This window comes from Planococcus sp. VCh962 (assembly GCF_057748275.1).
This window is the reverse complement of the sequence record NZ_JBYLHS010000007.1, coordinates 1-22,542: the sequence shown is the minus strand read 5'-3', so window position 1 is coordinate 22,542 and position 22,542 is coordinate 1. Positions and strand designations below refer to the sequence as shown.

19 protein-coding genes and 1 rRNA gene are annotated in these 22,542 nt (G+C 41.7%); 10 read left to right on the top strand and 10 right to left on the bottom strand.

The window, feature by feature from the left end; translation table 11 throughout:
- The 5 genes from AC3AQ9_RS16035 to AC3AQ9_RS16015 form a co-directional block, all read right to left on the bottom strand.
- Window positions 1-1,482: a Na+/H+ antiporter subunit D gene (locus AC3AQ9_RS16035; protein ID WP_488308501.1), complete on the bottom strand. Its 1,482-nt coding sequence runs from the start codon at window positions 1,480-1,482 to the stop codon at window positions 1-3.
- The gene (locus AC3AQ9_RS16030) at window positions 1,475-1,822 is read right to left on the bottom strand and encodes a Na(+)/H(+) antiporter subunit C (protein ID WP_488308500.1); all 348 of its coding nucleotides are present in this window, start codon (window positions 1,820-1,822) and stop codon (window positions 1,475-1,477) included. Before AC3AQ9_RS16030 ends, AC3AQ9_RS16035 begins: the two co-directional genes overlap by 8 nt.
- Entirely contained in the window at window positions 1,822-2,244 is a 423-nt protein-coding gene (locus AC3AQ9_RS16025; RefSeq protein WP_488308499.1) for a Na(+)/H(+) antiporter subunit B, read from the bottom strand. The genes AC3AQ9_RS16030 and AC3AQ9_RS16025 overlap by 1 nt, the downstream gene beginning before the upstream one ends.
- On the bottom strand, window positions 2,231-4,645 hold the full coding sequence (locus AC3AQ9_RS16020) for a Na+/H+ antiporter subunit A (RefSeq protein WP_488308498.1): 2,415 nt from the start codon (window positions 4,643-4,645) through the stop codon (window positions 2,231-2,233). Before AC3AQ9_RS16020 ends, AC3AQ9_RS16025 begins: the two co-directional genes overlap by 14 nt.
- A 209-nt stretch (window positions 4,646-4,854) precedes the next feature.
- Complete coding sequence (locus tag AC3AQ9_RS16015; protein ID WP_488308497.1) at window positions 4,855-6,084, bottom strand: MFS transporter; 1,230 nt, start codon at window positions 6,082-6,084, stop codon at window positions 4,855-4,857.
- A 127-nt stretch (window positions 6,085-6,211) separates the two neighbouring features.
- On the opposite strand from AC3AQ9_RS16015, the gene AC3AQ9_RS16010 reads away from it, so the two are divergent.
- Window positions 6,212-6,928 (top strand): peptidylprolyl isomerase, encoded by a 717-nt coding sequence (locus AC3AQ9_RS16010; protein WP_488308496.1) that lies wholly within the window; start codon window positions 6,212-6,214, stop codon window positions 6,926-6,928.
- 304 nt (window positions 6,929-7,232) lie between these two features.
- A complete protein-coding gene (locus AC3AQ9_RS16005) occupies window positions 7,233-7,493 on the top strand; it encodes a DUF1871 family protein (RefSeq protein WP_488308495.1) in 261 nt (86 codons plus the stop codon).
- A gap of 38 nt (window positions 7,494-7,531) precedes the next feature.
- Here the strand turns inward: AC3AQ9_RS16005 and AC3AQ9_RS16000 are convergent, their stop codons facing one another.
- The gene (locus AC3AQ9_RS16000) at window positions 7,532-7,753 is read right to left on the bottom strand and encodes a helix-turn-helix domain-containing protein (RefSeq protein ID WP_488308494.1); all 222 of its coding nucleotides are present in this window, start codon (window positions 7,751-7,753) and stop codon (window positions 7,532-7,534) included.
- Between the two features lie 90 nt (window positions 7,754-7,843).
- On the bottom strand, window positions 7,844-9,184 hold the full coding sequence (locus AC3AQ9_RS15995; protein ID WP_488308493.1) for a sodium-dependent transporter: 1,341 nt from the start codon (window positions 9,182-9,184) through the stop codon (window positions 7,844-7,846).
- A 149-nt stretch (window positions 9,185-9,333) separates the two neighbouring features.
- Here AC3AQ9_RS15995 and AC3AQ9_RS15990 point away from each other — a divergent pair, with 149 nt between their 5' ends.
- Window positions 9,334-11,949: an RNA polymerase sigma factor gene (locus tag AC3AQ9_RS15990; protein WP_488308492.1), complete on the top strand. Its 2,616-nt coding sequence runs from the start codon at window positions 9,334-9,336 to the stop codon at window positions 11,947-11,949.
- Between the two features lie 87 nt (window positions 11,950-12,036).
- Window positions 12,037-12,411 carry a S1 domain-containing post-transcriptional regulator GSP13 gene (gene yugI, locus AC3AQ9_RS15985; protein WP_300992142.1) on the top strand — a complete coding sequence of 125 codons (375 nt, stop codon included), beginning with the start codon at window positions 12,037-12,039 and terminating at the stop codon, window positions 12,409-12,411.
- A gap of 51 nt (window positions 12,412-12,462) precedes the next feature.
- Here the strand turns inward: yugI and AC3AQ9_RS15980 are convergent, their stop codons facing one another.
- Complete coding sequence (locus AC3AQ9_RS15980; protein WP_488308491.1) at window positions 12,463-13,776, bottom strand: sigma 54-interacting transcriptional regulator; 1,314 nt, start codon at window positions 13,774-13,776, stop codon at window positions 12,463-12,465.
- A gap of 139 nt (window positions 13,777-13,915) precedes the next feature.
- Between AC3AQ9_RS15980 and pruA the strand changes: the two genes are divergently transcribed.
- The 4 genes from pruA (at window position 13,916) to AC3AQ9_RS15960 (ending at window position 19,330) form a co-directional block, all read left to right on the top strand.
- Complete coding sequence (gene pruA / locus AC3AQ9_RS15975) at window positions 13,916-15,460, top strand: L-glutamate gamma-semialdehyde dehydrogenase (protein ID WP_488308490.1); 1,545 nt, start codon at window positions 13,916-13,918, stop codon at window positions 15,458-15,460.
- A 77-nt stretch (window positions 15,461-15,537) separates the two neighbouring features.
- Entirely contained in the window at window positions 15,538-16,731 is a 1,194-nt protein-coding gene (locus AC3AQ9_RS15970; protein ID WP_488308489.1) for an ornithine--oxo-acid transaminase, read from the top strand.
- An 83-nt stretch (window positions 16,732-16,814) separates the two neighbouring features.
- Window positions 16,815-18,059, top strand: coding sequence for a Glu/Leu/Phe/Val family dehydrogenase (locus AC3AQ9_RS15965; protein ID WP_488308488.1), 1,245 nt, complete (start codon window positions 16,815-16,817; stop codon window positions 18,057-18,059).
- Between the two features lie 107 nt (window positions 18,060-18,166).
- Entirely contained in the window at window positions 18,167-19,330 is a 1,164-nt protein-coding gene (locus tag AC3AQ9_RS15960; RefSeq protein WP_488308487.1) for an iron-containing alcohol dehydrogenase, read from the top strand.
- Between the two features lie 38 nt (window positions 19,331-19,368).
- On the opposite strand, the gene AC3AQ9_RS15955 is transcribed toward AC3AQ9_RS15960, so the two are convergent.
- Both AC3AQ9_RS15955 and AC3AQ9_RS15950 read right to left on the bottom strand, forming a co-directional pair.
- Complete coding sequence (locus AC3AQ9_RS15955) at window positions 19,369-20,364, bottom strand: cation diffusion facilitator family transporter (RefSeq protein ID WP_488308486.1); 996 nt, start codon at window positions 20,362-20,364, stop codon at window positions 19,369-19,371.
- A gap of 12 nt (window positions 20,365-20,376) precedes the next feature.
- On the bottom strand, window positions 20,377-21,108 hold the full coding sequence (locus AC3AQ9_RS15950) for an MgtC/SapB family protein (RefSeq protein WP_488308485.1): 732 nt from the start codon (window positions 21,106-21,108) through the stop codon (window positions 20,377-20,379).
- 120 nt (window positions 21,109-21,228) lie between these two features.
- Between AC3AQ9_RS15950 and AC3AQ9_RS15945 the strand changes: the two genes are divergently transcribed.
- Window positions 21,229-22,131: a DMT family transporter gene (locus AC3AQ9_RS15945; RefSeq protein WP_488308484.1), complete on the top strand. Its 903-nt coding sequence runs from the start codon at window positions 21,229-21,231 to the stop codon at window positions 22,129-22,131.
- 337 nt (window positions 22,132-22,468) lie between these two features.
- Window positions 22,469-22,542, top strand: a 16S ribosomal RNA gene (locus AC3AQ9_RS15940); the annotation flags it as partial.

The following is a 22,542-nucleotide window of genomic DNA, read 5'->3' as shown; positions in this document are numbered from 1 at the left end:
CTACTCCTTTAATACCGCATCTATATAGATGGATGGATTTAATAGAACTTCGCTTGCACCGCTGATATAAGGCATGAACAATTCAGCACCGACACCTAGCAATACAGTGAGCGCAACCAAAATCACTGAAGGAATCAGCATTTTATGGTAAGTCGACTTTTTAAGGGATACGGTTTCAACCGGTTCTCCCCAGAAAGCGTAAACGAAAATCCGGATGACGCTTAAAAGCACCAGTAAGCTCGTCGCAAGAATAACAATACTGCCCCAGAACTGGGGACCTTCAAAACCGCCCTGGACAATCAGTAATTTACCAGGGAATCCGCTAAGTGGGGGAATACCGGCCAATCCGAAAGCGGTAATCAAAAATATCCACCCAAGAGCAGGATATGTTTTCATTAATCCTCCCATTTGGCGCAAGTTTGAAGTTCCAAAAATGACCGCTATAATACCTACCAGGAAAAATAAAGCTGCTTTGATCAACATATCGTGAATCAAATAGAAGATGGCCCCTTCGACCCCAGCTTCATTCAATTGCGAAACGCCGAACAAAATGACGCCAACTGCAATAATGATGTTGTAAATAATAATTTTCTTTACATCAAAATAGGCAAGCGCGCCGACGCAGCCGGCCAAGATTGTCAAAATGGCAATAATCCCTAATAATTCATGGGTAAATTCGGTATTCATGGTGAAAAACAACGTATAGGTACGCATGATCGCATAAACCCCAACTTTAGTCAGCAAAGCGCCGAATAACGCTAGAATAGCGATTGGCGGTGCATAATAAGCACCTGGCAGCCAGAAATACAATGGGAAAATGGCTGCCTTGAAGCCAAATACGACAAGAAACATGACGGCAATGACCGTTAAGATTCCTGTAGCTTCAATCTGCGGAATTTTTACAGCTAAATCAGCCATATTCAATGTACCTGTAACAGAATACAAATAAGCAACAGCGGCTACAAAGAAAGCGGAAGAAATAATATTAACCAGCAAATATTTGATGCTTTCCCGTAATTGAGGCTTTTCTCCGCCGTGGACAATCAGCATATAAGAGGACATCAACAAAACTTCAAAGAATACGAATAAGTTGAAAATATCACCAGTTGTAAAAGCACCGTTGACCCCTGTCAACAGAAAGAGAACAGCCGGATAATAATAAGATTGCTCTCTTGCAGCCCCGATTGTCGGAAAGCTGTAAAAAATGATGAACAAGGTAATGACCGTTGCACTAAGTACAAGCAGTGCAGAAAACAGGTCAGATACCATGGTGATGCCAAAAGGTGCAGCCCAGCTGCCTAGTGTTACAGCTTGGATGCCATCTGTCTCTACTTTAGCTATTAAGAACAAAACTGCGATTAATGCCAATCCGGCACCTACAGCAGCGATAACGCGCTGCATGCGGATCTTTTTAGGGAAAAACAGCAAAATTGCAGCAAATAGCAACGGAATTAAGACAGGAAATAGAAGTAAGTTACTCATAGTCTTCAGTTCCTCTCATTAAATTCACGTTATCGGTGCCAAGCTCCTGATAGGAGCGGTAAGCAAGGACCAGGAAGAACGACGTTACTGCAAAAGAAATAACAATCGCTGTCAAAATAAGCGCTTGCGGAAGGGGGTCGGCGTAATCTGCAGTGCTGACTCCTTCAGCAACTACAGGAGGAGCCGTCCCGTCAAGCCCGCCCATCGTCAAAAGCAGCAAATGGGCGCCGTGGCTAAGCAAACCGGTACCGATAATAATGCGGATCAAACTTTTCGAAAGCATTAAGTATACAGCTGCCATAAACAAGAAGCCGATGACAACTGACATAATAATTTCCATTATTCATCCTCTCCAATCGTTTGAATAATGGTCATCGTAACACCAACAACAACCAAATATACACCTAAATCAAACAAAGCAGCAGAATGCAAAGATGTCTCACCAAGTAATGGCAAATCAAAGTAGTCATAAGCATGAGTGAAGAACGGAACATCGAACAAGATTGAAGCACCTGCAGTAGCCAGTGCTATCAATAATCCAATTGACGTCATCATCACGTAGTTGAATGGTATGATCTTTTTCACTGTTTCGATATCATAGGCCAACATCAACAACACAATGGCACTTGCAGTCAGGAGTCCGCCGACAAACCCTCCGCCAGGCGTGTAATGGCCGGCGAAGAAAATGTGGACAGCAAACATCAAAATAATAAAAATCACGACTTTGGTAGCGGTTTGAAGCATCACGTCATTTGTTTTCATGCTGCCCCTCCTTTTTGCTTAAACGGAGTTTGATCATGGTGATAATCGCAATCCCAGCGATTCCAAGAACAGTAATCTCAAAAAGTGTATCAAATCCACGGTAATCGACTAAAATAACGTTGACGATATTTCCGCCGCCTGCTTCAGAATAAACGGTTTCCTTGTAGTATTCTGAAATCGAAGGCAGGATTTTTTGCGAATGGGAAGCCAGGGCGACGAGCGTCATTGTTACACCCACTCCCAGGGCAATTACTGCATTGCCGAGTTTAAAGCCCATCCGTTCTTCTTTTTTGCTGACTCTTGGCAAATGATAGAAAGCCAAAAGGAACAATGCTACTGAAATAGTCTCAATCACCAATTGGGTCAATGCCAAATCCGGAGCACGGAAAATGACGAAGAACAATGCAACTGAATAGCCGACAGCCCCAAGTGCGATAATGGCTGTTAATCTCGATTTCGCGGCAAGGATCGTCATGGTGCCGCCAACAAGGGCAGCGACGATAACAATCTCATAAATCCCGATCGGTGCCGAATTGGTCAAATCAAGAACAAAGGCTTCTGTAAGAACCAATGTGCTTAAGATGATAAGCACCAGGAAACCGAACATATAAACAAGGTATGAGCGGATAAATCCGGTCATGTAAACAGCGGAAAAGCGGTTTGCCCCACCGTCGCTTAAGTACATAAAGGTATCGTATAAGCGATTGAGTGAAACGGTATCCGGAAATGCGTCATATGCCCGTTTCCATTTGCGGAATGACCAGAACAACAAGCCACCCACAGCAAAAATTCCAAGTGTCATGAAGAATTCGGTATTGGCACCATGCCAAGCTGAGACATGGATATCAATTTCTTCCGGAGAACTATACATAAATGGTTGAATGGCCAATACTGCGGGTTTGACAATCCAATCACCAACCAAATTCGGGATAAAGAATATGGTGATGACAAGCGCTGCTAAAATAGCAGGGGATATCAGCATGCCGATCGGCGCCTCGTGTGCGTGTTTCGGCAATTCGTCCGGTTTGTGCTTGCCGGCAAAAGTATAGAACACGAAATAGAAGCTGTAAACAAACGTAAAGACACTTCCGATCCATGCCAGTACAGGAAACAGTACACCCCATACATCCAGAGAGAATAAATTGAATTCAGTGATGGCAAGCATTGCCGTCAAGAACATCTCTTTGCTTAAGAATCCGCCAAAAAGGGGAATGCCAGCCATCGAAAACGATCCGATCATGGCCAGTGTAAAACTGATTGGCATGATGCTCATCAAACCGCCCAGTTTGCGAATGTCACGTGTGCCGGTTTCATGATCGATAATTCCAGCTACCATGAACAGGCTGCCTTTAAATACTGCGTGATTGACCAAATGGAAAATTGCTGCGAACGCGGCATATTTAAAGACCGTTCCTGCTGCATCTTCCACATGGAAGCCGAGTGCGGAAGCACCCAGTAAACTCATGATCAATCCCAGCTGAGAAACTGTAGAAAAAGCGAGGATCGCTTTTAAATCTTTTTGCTTTAATGCAAAAAACGAACCCCAGAACATGGTAAACAACCCAACTCCGGTAACGAGCCAAATCCAAGTGCCCGAAGCAGCGAAAATAGGCGTAAATCTGGCGACCAGGTAAAGACCCGCTTTTACCATGGTAGCGGAGTGCAAATAAGCGCTTACAGGAGTCGGCGCTTCCATCGCATCCGGCAGCCAGATATAGAATGGGAACTGGGCGGATTTTGTGAATGCACCAAGCAAGATTAATACCAAAGCCCAAATGAAGAACTCATGGTTAACAAGTTCAGGCGCCTGGGAAACAAGTTCCCGGATTGAATAAGTATTGCCCATGATACTGAGTAGCACAAATCCACCGAGCATCATAAGTCCGCCAAAAACTGTGATCATCATCGACTTTAGTGCCCCGAACCGTGAACGATCGCGCGTATACCAGTAGCCAATCAATAAGAATGAAGATATTGACGTAAGTTCCCAGAAAAGATAAAGGGAAATCAAGTGATCTGATTGGACTACGCCCAGCATGGCAGTCATGAACATCAGTAAGTAGACGTAGAAATTATGTAGTTGTTCGCGATTTTTATCCAGATAAAATACTGAATACAATACGACGAGAGATCCGATGCCTGTAATCAGCATCGAAAACAAGAGGCTCAATCCATCTAGATAGGCAATGAATGAAAGGCCGAGTGATGGAATCCACTGGAATTCCGAAACTCGCGTGCCGCCATCCATTGTAGCAGGAAGAAGCGAAGCGTAATAAATAAATAAAATCACTGGAACAATTAAAACAAACCAGCCGGTATGAATTTGGCCGATTTTTTTAAACAGCAGCGGAACAAAAAGGGCTGCAACTATTGGTAAGAAAATCAAAAACACAAGTGACAAATGAATCCTCCTTTCAAGTGGATACGTGATGACTTTCTAGAGAAATTATAACGTACATGGAGAGAATTTGCACCGTAAGAATCGGAACACCCTCTATTGGCTCTGTATTTTTCACTTTATTTGAAATAGGAAGAAACTCAATTAAGAAAAATTTGTGACTTTGAAAAAAATAATAAAAAAAGCCGATTTTCAACAGAAAATCGGCTTTTTTACATGGATTTCAGTTCTTGTTCGAGCAAGACATCCTCAAAATCCTGTTCGGGCTTTGAAGTGGTGTATTTTAAAAATAGAAATGAAACTAAGAATAATGAGCCCGTTACGATAAAGACTGAAGGAATGCCGATAAATCCACTGACAATTCCTCCGAACATCGGGCCAATAATATTTCCTAAGAAACGGAAACTTGTATTGTACCCCATGATTTCTCCTTGGATTTCAATAGGTGCTTCTCTTCTCATGAGCGCGGTCGTGGTTGGAATCATTCCGCCGACTGCAATACCAAATAGCAAACGCAAAATTATTAACTGCCAAAGCTCCGTAACAAATGCTTGCGGCACGATAAAGACAAACGCGAGGATCAGTAAAAAAGTCAAAACTTTTTCATAACCGATCTGGTCACCAAGTCGTCCCCATCGGCGAGCGAACAGCAAATTGCCAACACCAGTCGCACTGAAAGTTATACCTGCTAAAAGAGCAACTTGTGAACCGTCCGTTAAATGTGCGACATACAATGACAATAGCGGCTGAATACTAAAGTTGCCGATTTGGATCAATGAAGTAATAATCATGACATTAAATAATAACCGATGATTTAGAATACCTTGGATAATCGTTTTTCGTGCATACACATGGGCATCTTTTTTCTGGACGCGTTTGATTTCGTTCAGGCCAACTACCACCAGCAACGCGGCAATGCCAATAACAACAGACGTAATGATGAATGTGTAGATAAAACCGAACGTATCGGCCATCAATCCACCGATCACCGGACCGAATAATGTGCCCGAAACACTGCCCATTTGAAGGGTGCCAAGTGTCTTGCCGGCTTCCTCTTTAGGTGTTTGTGAACTGACAAATGCGAGTGATGTAGGGATAAATCCAGTCACCACACCCATAAACAGACGGATGAAGAATAGTTCATGAACTGAATCAGCAGTCCCCATCAGGAAAATACTGATGGCAATCCCGAATCCGTTTATGATCAATATCGGTTTATAGCCATATTTATCGGCAATTCTTCCCCAAACAGGGGACATGAATAATGCTGCAACGAACGTAACCCCGAAAACAAGTCCCGCCCATCGCTGAACATACGCCTCTGAATAATTGCCAAGTGTTTCAATATAAAGAGATAAAAAAGGCATGATCATCGTTGTGCTGCCGGCTACCAGGAAATTGGAGAACATAATAATAAAGAAATTCTTTTTTTGTGCATTCATCCGGAACCCCTTCTTTCTGAACCGTGAATCTGGTTCTATTATAATGTATTTCGTCACACGAAAAAAGTAAGGTGAATTACATATGTTTTCAAAAAACTTTATGCTAAAATAAAGCGGGGTGAATGAGATGATAAAAAAATTATGGCTAACCGTATTAGCAGCTGCTTTTTTAGTTGCCTGCAATGCAGAAAACGAAACACCAAAAAAAGAAACATCGACAGAAACAGAAACATCTTCAGAAACTGCTTCAGAAACGAAAACGGTAGAAGGTTTTCCTCAGTTATCTGAAGAAGTGGCACCAAACGAAGCCTTGGTACAAATGAATACATCAAAAGGTGCCATCCAAATCAAGCTGTTCCCTGAATTGGCTCCAAAAGCAGTGGAAAACTTTCTTACACATGCTGAAGAAGGTTATTATGACGGACTCATATTCCATCGGGTAATTGAAGATTTCATGCTGCAAGGCGGTGATCCGACCGGTACAGGAGGCGGGGGAGAAAGCATCTACGGTGAACCTTTTGAAGATGAGTTCAGCGATCATTTGTATAACTTCCGGGGAGCGCTGTCAATGGCGAATGCTGGCCCAGGAACAAATGGCAGCCAGTTCTTCATCGTACAGGCAAGTCAAGTTCCGGAAGGCAATATTCCTGCTGATCATCCCGAAGAAGTGAAAAAAGCTTATAGCGAAATGGGTGGAACACCTTGGCTTGACGGTGCCCATACAGTATTCGGCCAAGTAATAGAAGGAATGGATGTAGTCGATGCAATCGCTGCTGCAGAAACGCAGCAAGATAGACCCGTCGAAGACATTGTCATTGAATCGATCGAAATTCTACAGCAATAAAAAAAGAGGAATCTTCCAAAAGGAGATTCCCTCTTTTTTTACTTTATTAAGTTAGTAGCGCTATCGCTCCTCGGAAATAGATGTTCAAACGTTTCTCTTGTTGTTCAGAAAATTATCGTTATGGCCTATTTGCCTTCATCATACTGAAATAAGCATATAAACTAGGAGGGATTTTAAGACTAGGCCCTATAAAACGCCGGCATTCCAGGACCACTTCAACATTACCCGGGAATAACGCTCTTTTCTTTTTTGTTTTCTATGATATCATAGCTCTTAACAATACAGAAATGTCAGGTGAAACTAAATGGAAACCAGTGAAATGAATCGACGCGCAGCCAGAATCCTTAAGGAATGGGACCCTTTTTCGCTAGGCGAGGAGCTATACGGGACAGAAATTGTCGATGTGGTAGCTCAATTGCACTTATTGGATCACCCATCCGACTTAGGAAAGCAGATTCAACGAATTTATGAATTTTCTTTTGAAAAGTGGATTCCGCTTGAGAGATGCGTCGAAATTTCTTATAAATTAATTGCTTTGAAATTCGAAGCAAAAAGCATTATTTAAAAAGAAAAAGCTTTCGGCTAATACAGCCGAAAGCTTTTTTATTTGGATGTTTCCAAAGAATCCAGCAAATTAGAAGCTGGAACCTCTAATGCATTTGATAGCTTTAGAATGGTTTGGACGGATGGTGTTTCTTCCCCTGATTCATAAGCTTGGATGCGAGCGACGCCAACGCGTGCTTTTAATGCCAATTCATCCAAAGACAAACGGCGCTCTTCCCGAAGGAATTTTAATTGGGCGTGCAAATCTTCTCTCAAATTCATACACTCCTTTGCATAATATCTCAATTGCTAATTGAAATCATACCATAATCTCACCATTTCGATAAATCAAATTAAGGCATATTAAGGTATTTATTTTGAGAATACATCCAGAATGCCTTGGATAAAGACAACGATGATGGCAACTGGTGCAACATATCGGACCAGGAAGCGCCAAATGGAAAACCAGGTAGATTCGCCTTCCAATTCCAGCGCGCTGTCTTTTTTCGTTAATACATAGCCGGCAAAAATGGAAGTGAAAAGAGCTCCCAGCGGCAAACCGATTTTACTGGTCAGGATATCGATGAAATCAAAGAATATATAACCGAATAAAAACGGTTCTGACATGACGCCGAACGACAAGGCACTTGGAATACCAACAAGGAAAATCATCAAGCCGTATATCCATGCTAATTTGCGGCGGCGTTCGTATTTGTTTTTTACGCCAATCGATACGACAATTTCCAGCATGGCGATAGAAGAGGTTAAGGTTGCAAACAGCATAAGTCCAAAGAAAATGATCAGCAAAAATTCACCCATAAACAGCTGATCGAAAATCGCTGGGAGAATGATGAAGACCAGTCCGGGTCCTTGGTCAGGCGAATAGCCGAGGGCAAAGACCGCCGGGAAAATAATAAGGCCAGCCATTATAGAGATGATAATATTCAACGAAACGACACTGAGAGCAGAACGTGTCAAGTTTTCTTCTTTTGATAAGTAAGAAGCGTATGTGATCATACCTGCGACCCCAACACTCAGCGAGAAAAAGGCCTGGCCTAGAGCAGTTAAGGCAGTTTCAAATGTAAAGAATGACCAATCCGGCACGAACATAAACTTAACGCCTTCTAAAGCACCATCAAGTGTCAATGAACGGATCATCAACACCAGGAAGAACAGCAGCAATGCCGGCATCATAATTTTGCTGGCGCGTTCAATCCCTGCCTGAACCCCACCTTGGACAATCCAAATTGTTAAAAACATAAACAAACCTTGTGCAATCAAAACTTCTACTGGGTTACCAATAATCCCATTAAACAGATTTGCAAAATCATTGTCGCCTAAATTAGAAAGCTGCAGCAGGACGGAACGTCCTAAATAAGATAAAATCCATCCACCGACGACACTGTAAAAAGACAAAATCATAAAAGAAAAGAAGAAACCGGACCAGCCGATCAAAAACCATTTCTTTCCTGGTGCTTGTTTTTTCAATCCGGTAACAGCATCAGCCTGGCCACGCCGGCCAATAACAAACTCGGCAATCAGTATGGGCAAGCCGATGGCGATCGTGCTGACAATGAACATTAATATAAAAACACTGCCGCCGTTTGAACCGGTTTCGTAAGGAAACTTCCAAATTGCGCCTAATCCGATAGCGCTCCCTGCGGCCGCAAGGATAAAACCGATTTTGGAAGTCCATTGTTCTCGTTTATGCATTTCTTCACTCCTAATAATCAAACATTTTATTATTCTACACGAGGAATAATAAAAAAAATAGCGTTAAATAATTTGCTAGGTTTTTATTCGTGTATAATAAACAAAAAAAGGAAATGTTAGAATAGTTCAATAAAAAGGGAGGGGCGTTAGTGGAAACAAATGAATTGTTGGTACGCGCAAAAGCCGGTGACCGTAAAGCCTTTAGCGAATGGTGTTGGGCCAATCAGATTCTGATCGGCAGATTCGGATTTCAAAATGGTGTTCCATTAGCTGCAGTTGAAGCTTATCAGGTGGCGGTCTTCCGAGAAATCTATTCTTTATTGGATGCCATCCGAAATGAAGAAGCAGATAAAAGATTATGGCAGGCAGCCATTGGATTGCTTGTTGAATACCGGCAAAAGACTGTCGAGGTTTTGGAGACGGAAGCGCTTCGATTTGAAGAAGACAGAGAAACCCATGAGGCAATCATACAGTTGGATGAGCAGCACCGCATTCCCTTTACTTTGATTTATTTTAATGGGAAAAGCTTGCGGGAAGTTAGTGAGATCGTAGGGGAAGAGCAGCAGATTAACGAAAAAGTGCTTGCAGCCCGGACTTTCCTAAGCCATCGATTAGGATTAATGGATGAAGCAGTGGTTGAGAAGAGGTTAGAATTTGTTGGCAAATCCTATGCTAGAATACCTGTTTCATTTAGTGAAAAAAATTTATTTGCAAAGGATCAACAAAACTTTAACGAGGATACCATCATAAACACTGGCACGAAAAGGCGTGGCAACAAACGGACAATGGTTTTGCTTGCTTCCGCAGGATTGTTCATCTCGGGTGTTGTTGGGGCATCTTTTCTATTGAATGACCCGAATCCGAATATCAACGCTTCAACTTCGAATGATGCAGCAGAAATTGTCACTGATCAGATGGTGAAAGACTGGCGTGCAGAATATAGTGCTATCCGTGCATCTTCTCCGGAGCGTCTTGGGGTGGATGAGGAAATTTTCGAGCAATTTGCTTATGTTAAAGAAGCGGATGCGGCAATGAAAAGAATCTTAGGGAAAGAAAATATAAAGAAAATGAAAGACGAACCGAAGAAAATGCAGCACGAAGTAAACAAGCTGCTCTTGAAGATTGAAACCCCAAAAGGCATGGAGCTGGGATTAACGAATGCTTATTTGACAGGAGAAGAAGTAGAAGCGTTTCTTTATAATTATGGAGTTAAAACAAAAGAGTTAATAGCGGCAAACGAAAAGGTTCTGGAGTTATATGCTTCCGAGATGTCGAATGTCACGGTCAATGGGGAAATGTCTGCTGAGAAGCTAGTGGCTAATAATGAAGATTTTCCGGAAGAAATCGAGCATCTAGTAGAGGGGTTATGGGAGCAAGGTCTGACAATAACAAAACATCCGACAGAAAATCGATTTATCACAAGAAGGGTAATGGAAACTTTTTACTCCAATGATATTTTAAGCAATTATATACATTCCAACAGTCATCTTAATTTAATGATGAATGAACCTTATTTTGATGATAAAGGCTTGCTTATGCCTGTGGAAGGGATGGCTTATTCACTCATGATGATGGAAGAAGCGCTGATTATGGAACAGCGCTCGAGCAAAATTTTTGAGGATTACGCCTCGATTTTCATGCAAGCATTTTGGATGATCTTAAAAGGCAGTGAGAATCAACAAGTATTTAATAAAGAAGGGGTTGTTAAATCAGAATACCAGCGGGTCTGGAAAGAATTGACGATGCATACCAAAAATCCGATGATTTATATCATGTTGCCGATTTTGAATGAAATGGAAGCAAGCGGTTGGAAGCATTCAGAAAGTTATGATGCATTGGCTTATGAAGATTTGATGAAAGCTATTGAATTGGAAAAAGAAGGGGAGCTGGCCAAGAGATTGCCGAACAGTGATATGACAGCAGAGCCGGCACAGGTGAAAATGGAGCAATTCGATTCCGCTCCGATCATTCATCTTTACGAAGCATTTGCCAAAAATCATGACCGGAAGTTGCTTGAGGGAGTACCGCCTTTGGATATTTTATTTCTTTTTGATTATGCCAATCAGCTTGGAGATGCTGTAACCATTTGGCATTTAACGGCTGATACTGAAACCAAACCTGCTTTGGATGAATTTCTTTTGACTTGGAGACAGCAGCCGAGCTTTGAAGAAAAATTATGGGCTTTGGAAGTACCTGAAAACAGCGTATACAGGATAGGCGGGAATTTATACCTGCAGCCTTATTTGAGCTACAAGGAAGAGCAGTTGATGATGCAAAATAACCCGACACTTGTTACTGCTGGCAAACAAACATGGCTGCTGCAATACCATTTGTATGAAGCGTATGATCTGACCGACAAAGAAAACGCTTTTTTGAAGACTGTAGAACTGCTTTATGCGTCATTTTCTGCAGGGCATGATGAAAGTGTTCTGCGCAAAGCGTCGCCAGGTGAAATTGGCGGAGTTTTTTTGCTGGCGAGAGAAAAAGGGGACGTGAAAACGATGTTGGCTTTATCTGAAGAATCGATTCAAAATCAACAGCCGGAATTGTTTGAAAGCCAGCTTTCGCAAAGAGGAGTACTTCCTTTATTCGAGGTCAATTACTTAAATTTCTTTACAGAATCAGCCTATTACGGTTATGATAGCCCGCGGGAGATGGGGCAGCTTAATTTCGAGTCCATTACCGGGACCTCACAAATCAGCAATCAGTTGACCATGGTGAAAACTGAGGATGGCTGGAAAATTGGCGATATAAATATGTACTGATTTTACTACATGGCTATTACTGTGCTATAATATACAGATGCCAATAGGTGTACAGGATAATTAGATAAGTATAGGAGCGGGTAGAACATGACAAAAACATATCAAGCAGGCGACACAGTAACAGGTAAAGTAACAGGAATTCAGCCATACGGAGCGTTTGTAGCATTGGACGATCAAACTCAAGGATTGGTCCACATCTCAGAAATCACTCACGGCTACGTAAAAGAAGTTAGCGAATATTTGGCAGTAGGCCAAGAAGTAAACGTAAAAGTATTGGAAGTTGATGAAAAATCAAAAAAAATCAGCCTATCAATCCGTGCACTTCAAGAGCAGCCACCAGCAGCTCAACGCACTGAAAAACCAAAACAATCACTTCAATCACACGTGAACGAAAACGATTCTGAAGGATTCAACTCATTGAAAGACAAAATGCAAGAATGGATCAAACGTTCAGGGCAATAAGAAAAGCGGAAACGGCCGTTTAGGTCGCCAACGTAAAACGAAGCACAGACTTTATGTCTGTGCTTCGTTTTTTTTGATTTTTCTTAAACGATACTGCAGATTCTGTCGGCTCATACCGAGAGCCGCTGCCGCTTTTGTCACATTACCCCCATGAAGATCCATCGCTTTTTGCAAATAATACATTTCCGCTTCAAATAAATAGTCTTCCAGCGGCAATAATTCCTTGCCAGAACGGATAATGAAATCTTCAGGGGTTAAAGTGGTCTTATTCATAGTTTTAGACTTGAAATGTTGCGGGAGCAAATTTAAGCTGATATATTCCTGGGTTGTGATCAGCGAAGTGGTTTCATCCAAAAGAAGTTCAAGTTCTTTCAGGTTCCCAGGCCAGTCATACGCCATAAAAAGGTTTTTTACTTCGTCATCAATGCCACTGATCATAGTTCCAAAATTCATGCGGTGGCGCGACAAATAATCTTCGATGAATGGCAATATATCTTCTTTGCGGTTTCGCAGTGGCTCCAGTTTAATGGTCATCGCTGAAAAGAAGTAATAAAGCTCTTTTACTAATTTTTTAGAAGAAATCAGTTCAACCGGGTCTTCGCCAACACTCGCAATAAAATACGTGTCGCCATTCATTTGTTCCTGAGCCATTCTTAGTAGCTGAATTTGCAAAGGCCGTGACAGTAAATCGATGCGTTCACAATAAATTGTGCCACCGGATTTTCCGGTCAAATCCTTATTTAATTGATCGATCAATTTTCCATTTGTGCCATGGCAGTAAAGGGTATACAACTGTCCTTTTGACGAAGAGGCCCAGTGGATGGCTTCAGCAATCAATTCTTTTCCAGTGCCGGATTCACCGATCAGCAATACTGGCAACTTGGTCATCGCTGCTTTTTCAGCAGTTTCAAGCACTTTTCTCATGCTGTCCGAGACAGCAGTAATGCTGTTGAATGTAATAGGTTCTTCATATTTTTTCAATGGCTGATATACAACTTTCTCAAGCGTCGTGACGTCACGGGACATTTCAATTGCTCCAATTAACTTCCCTTTCGAGTAAACCGGATAAGTATCGTTGAGGGTGGTGATTTGCTGCCCCTTACGATTCCAGTAAGTTTGTTTTGCGTTAAAAACGGCTTCACCTGTTTGCAGCACTTGAAGAAGCGTACTTTCATGCTGTTCAAAACGGAACATCTCCAAAAGGGAGCGGTCCATTAATTCTTCAAAGTCGAATCCTTCAATTTCCTTCATTTTATTATTATATAAAATGGTCTTGCCTTTCAGATCGACTGCATGAATGCCTACTGCCACATGCTCAGCAGCAAATTTCAAAAAAGGCGTCATGTCCATTTCTTCATTGGTCAATTTTATCACCTCAAAATTATTTTAGCTTTTTGATAGAAAATACTTGATTAATGCAACAATCTTTTGCATTATTATATATGTAAAGATATTAGAAGTGCAAATTTTTTTTGCGCAACTATCAAACTCAAGGAGGATTCACATGATTCCCTACAAACATGAACCATTTACAGATTTTTCGATCGAAGAAAACCGCAATGCCTTTTTAGCAGGCTTGAAGACAGTTGAAGCTTATTTAGGCCAAGACTACCCATTGATCATCGGTGGAGAGCGTGTAATGACCGAAGACAAAATCGTATCATTCAACCCGGCAGACAAAGAAGAAATTGTTGGCCGCGTTTCTAAATCTAATAAAGAACTAGCTGAAAAAGCGATGCAATCAGCTCTTGAAGCATTCAAAACTTGGAAAAAAGTAAAGCCTGAAGTACGTGCAGATGTACTATTCAAAGCAGCAGCTATTATTCGCCGCCGCAAACATGAATTCTCAGCTCTTTTAACAAAAGAAGCAGGTAAGCCATGGAACGAAGCGGATGCGGATACAGCTGAAGCAATCGATTTCCTTGAATATTATGCGCGCCAAATGCTTCGTTTAAAAGACGGCATGCCTGTTATGAGCCGTCCAGGTGAATATAACCGTTACGACTACATTCCTTTGGGAGTGGGCGTAGTTATTTCTCCATGGAACTTCGCTTTCGCTATCATGGCTGGTACAACGGTAGCGGCAATGGTAACTGGAAACACAGTTCTATTGAAGCCGGCTTCTACAACTCCGGTTGTTGCTTACAAATTCATTGAAGTTCTAGAAGAAGCGGGAATGCCAGCAGGCGTTGTCAACTTCATCCCAGGACCAGGAGCTGAAGTAGGGGATTACCTTGTTGATCACCCACAAACTCGCTTTATCTCATTCACAGGTTCACGTGCAGTTGGTCTTCGCATCGCAGAACGTTCTTCTAAAGTAAATGAAGGGCAAATCTGGATGAAACGTTTAATCGCTGAAATGGGCGGGAAAGATACTATGGTCGTGGATAAAGAAGCTGACCTTGAACTTGCAGCTCAAACCATCGTTAAATCTGCATTCGGATTCAGCGGACAAAAATGTTCTGCAGCATCACGTGCAGTTATTGTTGAAGATGTGTACGACCAAGTGTTGGATCGCGTTATCGAATTGGCAAAAGAATTGACAATCGGAAACCCGGTTGACCAAAGCAACTTTATGGGACCAGTAATTGATGCAGCAGCATACAAGAAAATCATGGACTATGTTGAAATTGGAAAAGGCGAAGGCCGTCTAGTAGTAGGCGGAACTGGCGATGACTCTAAAGGTTACTTTGTTAACCCGACTGTTATTGCTGACCTAGATCCAAAATCACGCATCATGCAAGAAGAAATTTTTGGTCCGGTAATCGGCATTTCTAAAGCAAAAGATTTCAATGAAGCGATTGAAATTGCTAACAACACGGAATACGGTTTAACTGGAGCAGTTATCACGAACAACCGCGAACACCTAGAGCAAGCACGTGAAGATTTCCATGTGGGTAACCTTTACTTTAACCGTGGATGCACAGGCGCAATCGTTGGATACCAGCCATTTGGCGGATTCAATATGTCTGGTACCGATTCAAAAGCAGGCGGCCCGGATTACTTAACTCTTCATATGCAAGCAAAAACAACTTCAGAGATGTTATAATTATTCGGTAAATGTTATAATAATTCAAAATAAGGCAGACGATTCGTCTGCCTTTTTTAAAAAAAGGAGGAAATAACATGACAAAAACACAGGAAATTATTGAAACAACAGAAAAGTACGGTGCTAATAACTACCATCCACTACCAATCGTTATTACTGAAGCAGAAGGCGTTTGGGTAAAAGATCCAGAAGGCAACAAATTCATGGATATGCTTTCAGCATACTCTGCAGTGAACCAAGGCCATCGTCACCCTAAAATTATTCAGGCATTAAAAGATCAAGCAGACCGTGTTACTTTAACTTCTCGTGCATTCCATAACGATATGCTTGCTCCATGGTATGAAATGATCTGCAAAATTTCAGGCAAGGAAATGGCATTGCCAATGAACACGGGTGCGGAAGCTGTGGAAACCGCTTTCAAAGCAGCTCGCCGTTGGGCTTATGATGTAAAAGGCGTTGAAGAAAACCAAGCAGAAATTATTGCCTGCAACGGGAACTTCCATGGCCGTACAATGACCGCCGTTTCATTATCATCAGATCCTGAATACCGCAGAGGTTTTGGGCCAATGCTACCAGGCATCAACTTGATTCCATTCGGAGATTTAGAAGCGTTGAAAAATGCCATCACTCCGAACACTGCAGCATTTTTGATCGAACCAATCCAAGGCGAAGCTGGAATCATCATGCCAGAAGAAGGCTTCCTAAAAGCAGCAAGAGAACTTTGCCGTGAAAACAATGTATTATTCATTGCTGATGAAATTCAATGCGGTCTTGCACGGACAGGTAAAATGTTTGCATGTGAATGGGAAGATGTAAATCCGGATATGTACATACTAGGAAAAGCATTGGGTGGCGGAGTATTCCCAATTTCTTGCGTAGTAGCTGACCATGAAATCCTAGGTGTCTTCAACCCAGGTTCACACGGTTCAACTTTTGGTGGAAACCCGCTAGCATGTGCTGTTTCCATTGCTTCTATGGAAGTGCTTCAAGATGAGAAATTAGCAGATCGTTCGCTTGAGTTAGGAGAATATTTCATGAGTAAATTGCGTGAAATTGATCATTCTTCTATTAAAGAAGTGCGTGGACGCGGTTTATTCATCGGAATGGAACTGACAGAAGCGGCTCGTCCTTATTGCGAACAGTTAAAAGAACTTGGTTTATTGTGCAAAGAAACTCATGACACAGTTATCCGCTTTGCTCCTCCACTTATTATTTCGAAAGAAGATCTGGACTGGGCAATTGAGCGTATTCAAAAAGTCTTCTCAAAATAAGAACTGACTGACAAATGTAAAGTTAATTATGTTACACTAGTTGCGGAGTTATAACTATAAATATAAAGAGGCGAATTAAAACAATGGCTGAAAACTTGAATTTGTTGACTTCAACGCAGAACGTTATTAAAACTGCATTGGATAAACTTGGATATGAAGAAGCGATGTATGAACTTCTGAAAGAACCGATGCGAATTATGGAAGTCCGGATTCCAGTACGTATGGATGATGGAAAAACAAAAGTGTTTACTGGATTCCGTGCACAGCACAATGACGCAGTAGGACCGACAAAAGGGGGAGTTCGTTTCCACCCTGAAGTAAACCGTGAAGAAGTTATGGCCTTATCAATGTGGATGACGCTTAAATGCGGTATCGTTGATTTGCCTTACGGTGGTGGTAAGGGCGGAATCATTTGCGATCCTCGTGAAATGTCTATGCATGAAATTGAGAAATTGAGCCGTGGGTATGTTCGGGCTATTAGCCAAATCGTAGGACCGAACAAAGACATCCCAGCACCGGACGTTTTTACAAACTCTCAAATTATGGCTTGGATGTTTGATGAGTACAGCAAAATTGATGAATTCAACTCTCCAGGGTTTATTACCGGAAAGCCGATTGTTCTTGGTGGTTCTCAAGGCCGGGACAAAGCAACAGCTCAAGGCGTAACGATTGTTCTTAATGAAGCTGCTAAAAAACGCGGTTTGGAAATGAAAGGCGCAAGAGTCGTTATTCAAGGTTTCGGGAACGCAGGCAGTTTCTTAGCGAAATTCTTGCATGATCAAGGGGCGAAAATTGTTGGTATTTCCGACGCTTACGGCGCTCTTCATGATCCAGATGGTTTGGATATCGAATATTTGCTTGATCGCCGCGATAGTTTTGGTACAGTGACTACATTGTTCGAGAATACAATCACCAATAAAGAGTTGTTTGAATTGGATTGTGACATCATTGTTCCTGCTGCGATTTCTAACCAAATCACTGCAGAAAACGCGCCAAACATTAAAGCTTCGATCGTTGTAGAAGCGGCAAACGGCCCTACTACAGCAGAAGCAACAAAAATCTTGTCTGATCGTGGAATCCTGCTGGTTCCTGATGTATTGGCAAGTGCTGGTGGAGTAACCGTTTCTTACTTTGAATGGGTACAGAACAACCAAGGTTATTACTGGACACAAGAAGAAGTTGACGAAAAGTTGACTAAAAAATTAGTTGATGCATTTGAAAATATATACAATGTAGCCACTACACGCAATATTGATATGCGTTTAGCTGCCTATATGGTCGGTGCCCGCAGAACTGCAGAAGCCGCTCGCTTCCGTGGCTGGGTGTAATACTGAAGATGAACCGTTTGGGATTTTCCCAAACGGTTTTTTTAATCTAAATTTTTGCGTTTTTTTCATTAAATGGACATAATAGAATTTGAAAAGGAGGTTGAAAAATGAATGCATTTTCGTTTTATAATCCTGTTAAGTTAATTTTTGGTAAAGGGCAATTGGCAGCAGTAAAGAAGGAATTGCCTAAATACGGAAAAAAAGTTTTAGTCGTATACGGTGGAGGGAGCATCAAGAAAAACGGTATTTACGATGAAGTGATGCAAACTCTCGGTGAAGCAGGGCTTGAAATTTTCGAATTATCAGGAGTTGAGCCGAATCCCCGTATTTCAACAGCACGAAGAGGAATCGAAATCTGTAAAAAAGAAGGAATCGACATGCTGCTGGCAGTTGGCGGCGGTTCAGTTATCGATTGCACTAAACTGATAGCATGTGGCGCTACATATGAAGGCGACGCTTGGGACTTTGTTTCGCGGAAAGCACAGCCGAAAAGTGCTTTGCCATTCGGAACGGTGTTGACACTTGCAGCGACAGGTTCTGAAATGAATGCTGGCTCTGTAATTACCAACGAAGAAACACAAGAAAAATATGGTTGGGGCAGCCCGTTCTCTTTCCCGAAATTTTCAATTTTAGATCCGACATATACTATGTCAGTGCCGGAAAATCATACGGTTTATGGAATTGTTGATATGATGTCGCATATTTTTGAACAATATTTTAATAATGCCACCAATACACCGGTCCAAGATCGTATGTGTGAAGGTGTTTTAAAGGCAGTAATTGAAACTGCTCCAAAATTAATGGAAGATCTTCAAAGCTACGAACACCGGGAAACGATTTTGTTCGCCGGTACGATGGGGTTGAATAATTTCTTGCAGATGGGCTATAACGGAGACTGGGCTACGCATAATATCGAACATGCAGTGTCCGCAGTCTATGATATTCCGCATGCTGGCGGACTTGCGATTCTTTTCCCGCAGTGGATGCGGCATAACGTGAAAGTTAATCCTTCCAGATTTGCTCAATTGGCCGTCCGTGTCTTTGATGTGAATCCGGAAGGGAAGACAGAAGAAGAAACGGCATATGAAGGAATTGATCGTTTAAGGGATTTCTGGACATCCCTAGGAGCACCAACACGTTTGATTGATTATGAAATCGATGATTCTAAAATCGATTTAATGGTTGAAAAAGCAATGGTTTATGGAGAATTTGGAAACTTCACCAAGCTAAAAGATAATGATGTAAAAGAAATACTTCAGGCATCTCTATAAAAAAAGCTTGAGCGCATAAAATAGCGCTCAAGCTTTTTTTAATATTCTGTTACAGGAGGCATGGATTCAGGGCGTTTACTTACATGCGTCCAGTGTTTTACTCCGTCATCTGCATCTAATGACACGACAACGTCATTGACACTTGGCTGACTTAGCAGCACTTCGGCTATACGATCTTGAAGTTGGTCTGCTTCTACGACACTTAAGGAAGGATTAACTTCAACTTTCGTTTCTACATGAAGAAATTCACCTTCTTTTATAACTTCCAGCTTGCGGATATCCCTTACATCCGGATGCTCACTCAGCAAGTGGGCGATATGGTTGACCATTTGTTCATCGGTTTCCCCAATAGCACCTCGTGCATTCTCAAGAAACACTTTCATTACCACGTAAAACATCATTAACCCGATCGCAATCGATGCAGCACCTTCAACTGCAAGGAAGCCTGTGTAATGGGCGATCAATACAGCGACCAAAGCGAGAACGCCGCCAGCAGTTGCGACTAGGTCTTCCAGAAACACAAGTTTCGTTGCAGGCTTTGCTCTATTTAAATGAGCAAAGCTTGTAGTCAATGGAGCTAAGGCTCCTCCTTTAACGCCGGCTTCATGAAGAATTTCTTTTCCGGCTTTATAAAGAACGAAAGATTCTAATGCAATTGCAATTGATAGAACAACAACGCTGATGATAAATCCTTCCGCTTCAACCGGGTGAGTCAATTGATGCCAGCCTTCAACGATAGTTTCATAAGCCATAATCCCGACTATCAGGACTGCACCAAGAAGAACAATGTTCAGTAACCGGCCGAATCCATTAGGAAATCGTTTGGTAGGCGCTTTTTTTGATAAAGCTGATCCGATGAAGACAAAATATTGGTTTGCTGCATCTCCGATAGAGTGCATTGTTTCTGCAAACATTGCTACGTTCCCTGTGAAAAAGAAAGCAACACCTTTCATAATTGCGATAAACGTATTGGTGATGGCTGCGTACAGCGATGGTTTGTTTCCGTTCTTAAGTAATCCGAGAAATTCTGTCATTCCATTTCCTCCTTAGTTAATTAACTCGATCGTCACTTGGTCAACGTAGTGGATCGATCCGATCGTTTGATAAAGAAAAAGTGTTTGTTTGTCTTGGGAAAAGGAAGTCCGCATAATCAGTTCATGCCTCGGCGATTCGTCCTTTTCCCAGTGATCAGCAATAGAAAGAGCCTCGATCACTACGCCAACATTTTTAATTTCTTCTACTATTGAAGAGATTGCGCTTTTTTCAGTAACAATAAGCTTGATGTTAGCTTCAACCATCTGCAGGCGTTTCGGGCCGTATTTGAAAAGCAAGGGAGGGAGGAGTTCAATCCCAATCAGAATAATTAGCACAGATACAACAGCCTCGATATAGAAACCCGCTGCTACCGCAATTCCGATTCCGCCAGCTCCCCAAATCATCGCTGCGGTTGTTAACCCTGAGATTGAATCATTGCCGCGCTTCAAAATGACGCCAGCTCCAAGAAAACCGATACCTGAAACTATTTGAGCTGCTAAGCGAAGTGGATCCATCGTAATATTTACGTTTGCATGTTCGCTCCCTTCTGCTATATATGCAGACTCAATAGAAATGATGGTTAACAGGCAACTGAAGGTAGCGATGACAATGCTCGTTTTTAAACCGACGGGCTTTCTTTTTAATTCCCTTTCTAAGCCGATAATTAAACTTAATAAAGCGGCTAAGAATAATTTCAGAAAAGTTTCAAGGGATAAAACTTCAAGAGCGGAAAAAAGATCCACATCTTTAGCCTCCTTTCGTTTCCAGTATTGATAAAGAAGATTGGACGTGTCACACTATTTAAAGTGTGAAATACAATATGTATTTTCCGAAAGAAGTTATTATAGAAAAGAGGCGTTTATATGGAAAGACCAGCGATTCATCCCTTTATCCCTATTATCATCGGTGTTTTTTCAGTTGCTCTCTCAGCGATTTTTGTGAAAATGACATCTGCAGACTCTGGCGTTACAGCATTTTACCGGATGTTATTTTCAATTCTTATCATGAGCCCAATCTTCTTTATGAAATATACCCATGAAATCACTAAGCTAAGCAAAAGAGATTGGATTTTCACTTCGGTTGCAGGTGTTTTCTTAGCTTTTCATTTTATCTTATGGTTTGAATCATTGAACTATACATCTGTGGCAAGTTCTACTGTACTCGTTACTTTGCAGCCGTTGTTTGCTTTTGCCGGTACCTATTTCTTTTTCAAAGAGCGAATTTCACTGAAGACTCTTTTGTCGGGAATGATAGCGGTATTAGGAAGTGTTTTAATTGGATACGGAGATTTCAAAATCAGTGGATCAGCATTGTATGGAGATATATTGGCTTTGATTGCCTGTGCTTTAATAACCGGTTATCTTCTATTTGGACAGGATGTAAGGAAAAGGCTATCGTTAATTACTTATACTTTTGTGGTTTATAGTTTTAGCACATTAACATTATTCTTCTATATCATATTGAAAGGGGAATCATTCGGTCCTTATCCGGCGTCTGAGTGGATGTGGTTTTTATTGCTAGCAATTATTCCAAACTTGTTGGGGCATTCATTATTTAATTGGGCGCTTAAGTGGGTGAGTACAAATGTGATTTCAATTGCCATTCTTTTTGAGCCAGTAGGAGCTGCTATATTAGCTTATTTCATATTGGGAGAGGTATTAACTTTAAGTCAGATTGTGGGCGGAAGTGTTGTATTGGCGGGGATCATTCTATTTGTTTCTGATTACGAAAAAATAAAATCAATCTTTTTTAAGAAAAAGGGTTGATTTTATCCGCCAGGCGGTTTATATTTATACATGTCCTTAAGACGAGCGAAAAAAATATTTTAAAATAGTATTGACAACGTTTCGGAAGTAGGATATATTAATAAAGTCGCCAATGAGTGCGGCGTTACAAAATGAAAAACATGAACCTTGAAAACTGAACAGCAAAACGTCAACAACAATGGTTGGAGCGCCTTGGCGCGACAACGAATTGTCTGCGAGGATCGTCGCAAAGCGATCCGAGCAAACACATTACTGATCAGGGTTACCAGATCAAAGCGACTCGCGCATCCTCCGGGATGGCGAGACGCCAGTCAAGATTTGAGCAAGTCAAATCTCTATAATGGAGAGTTTGATCCTGGCTCAGGACGAACGCTGGCGGCGTGCCTAATACATGCAAGTCGAGCGGAACCA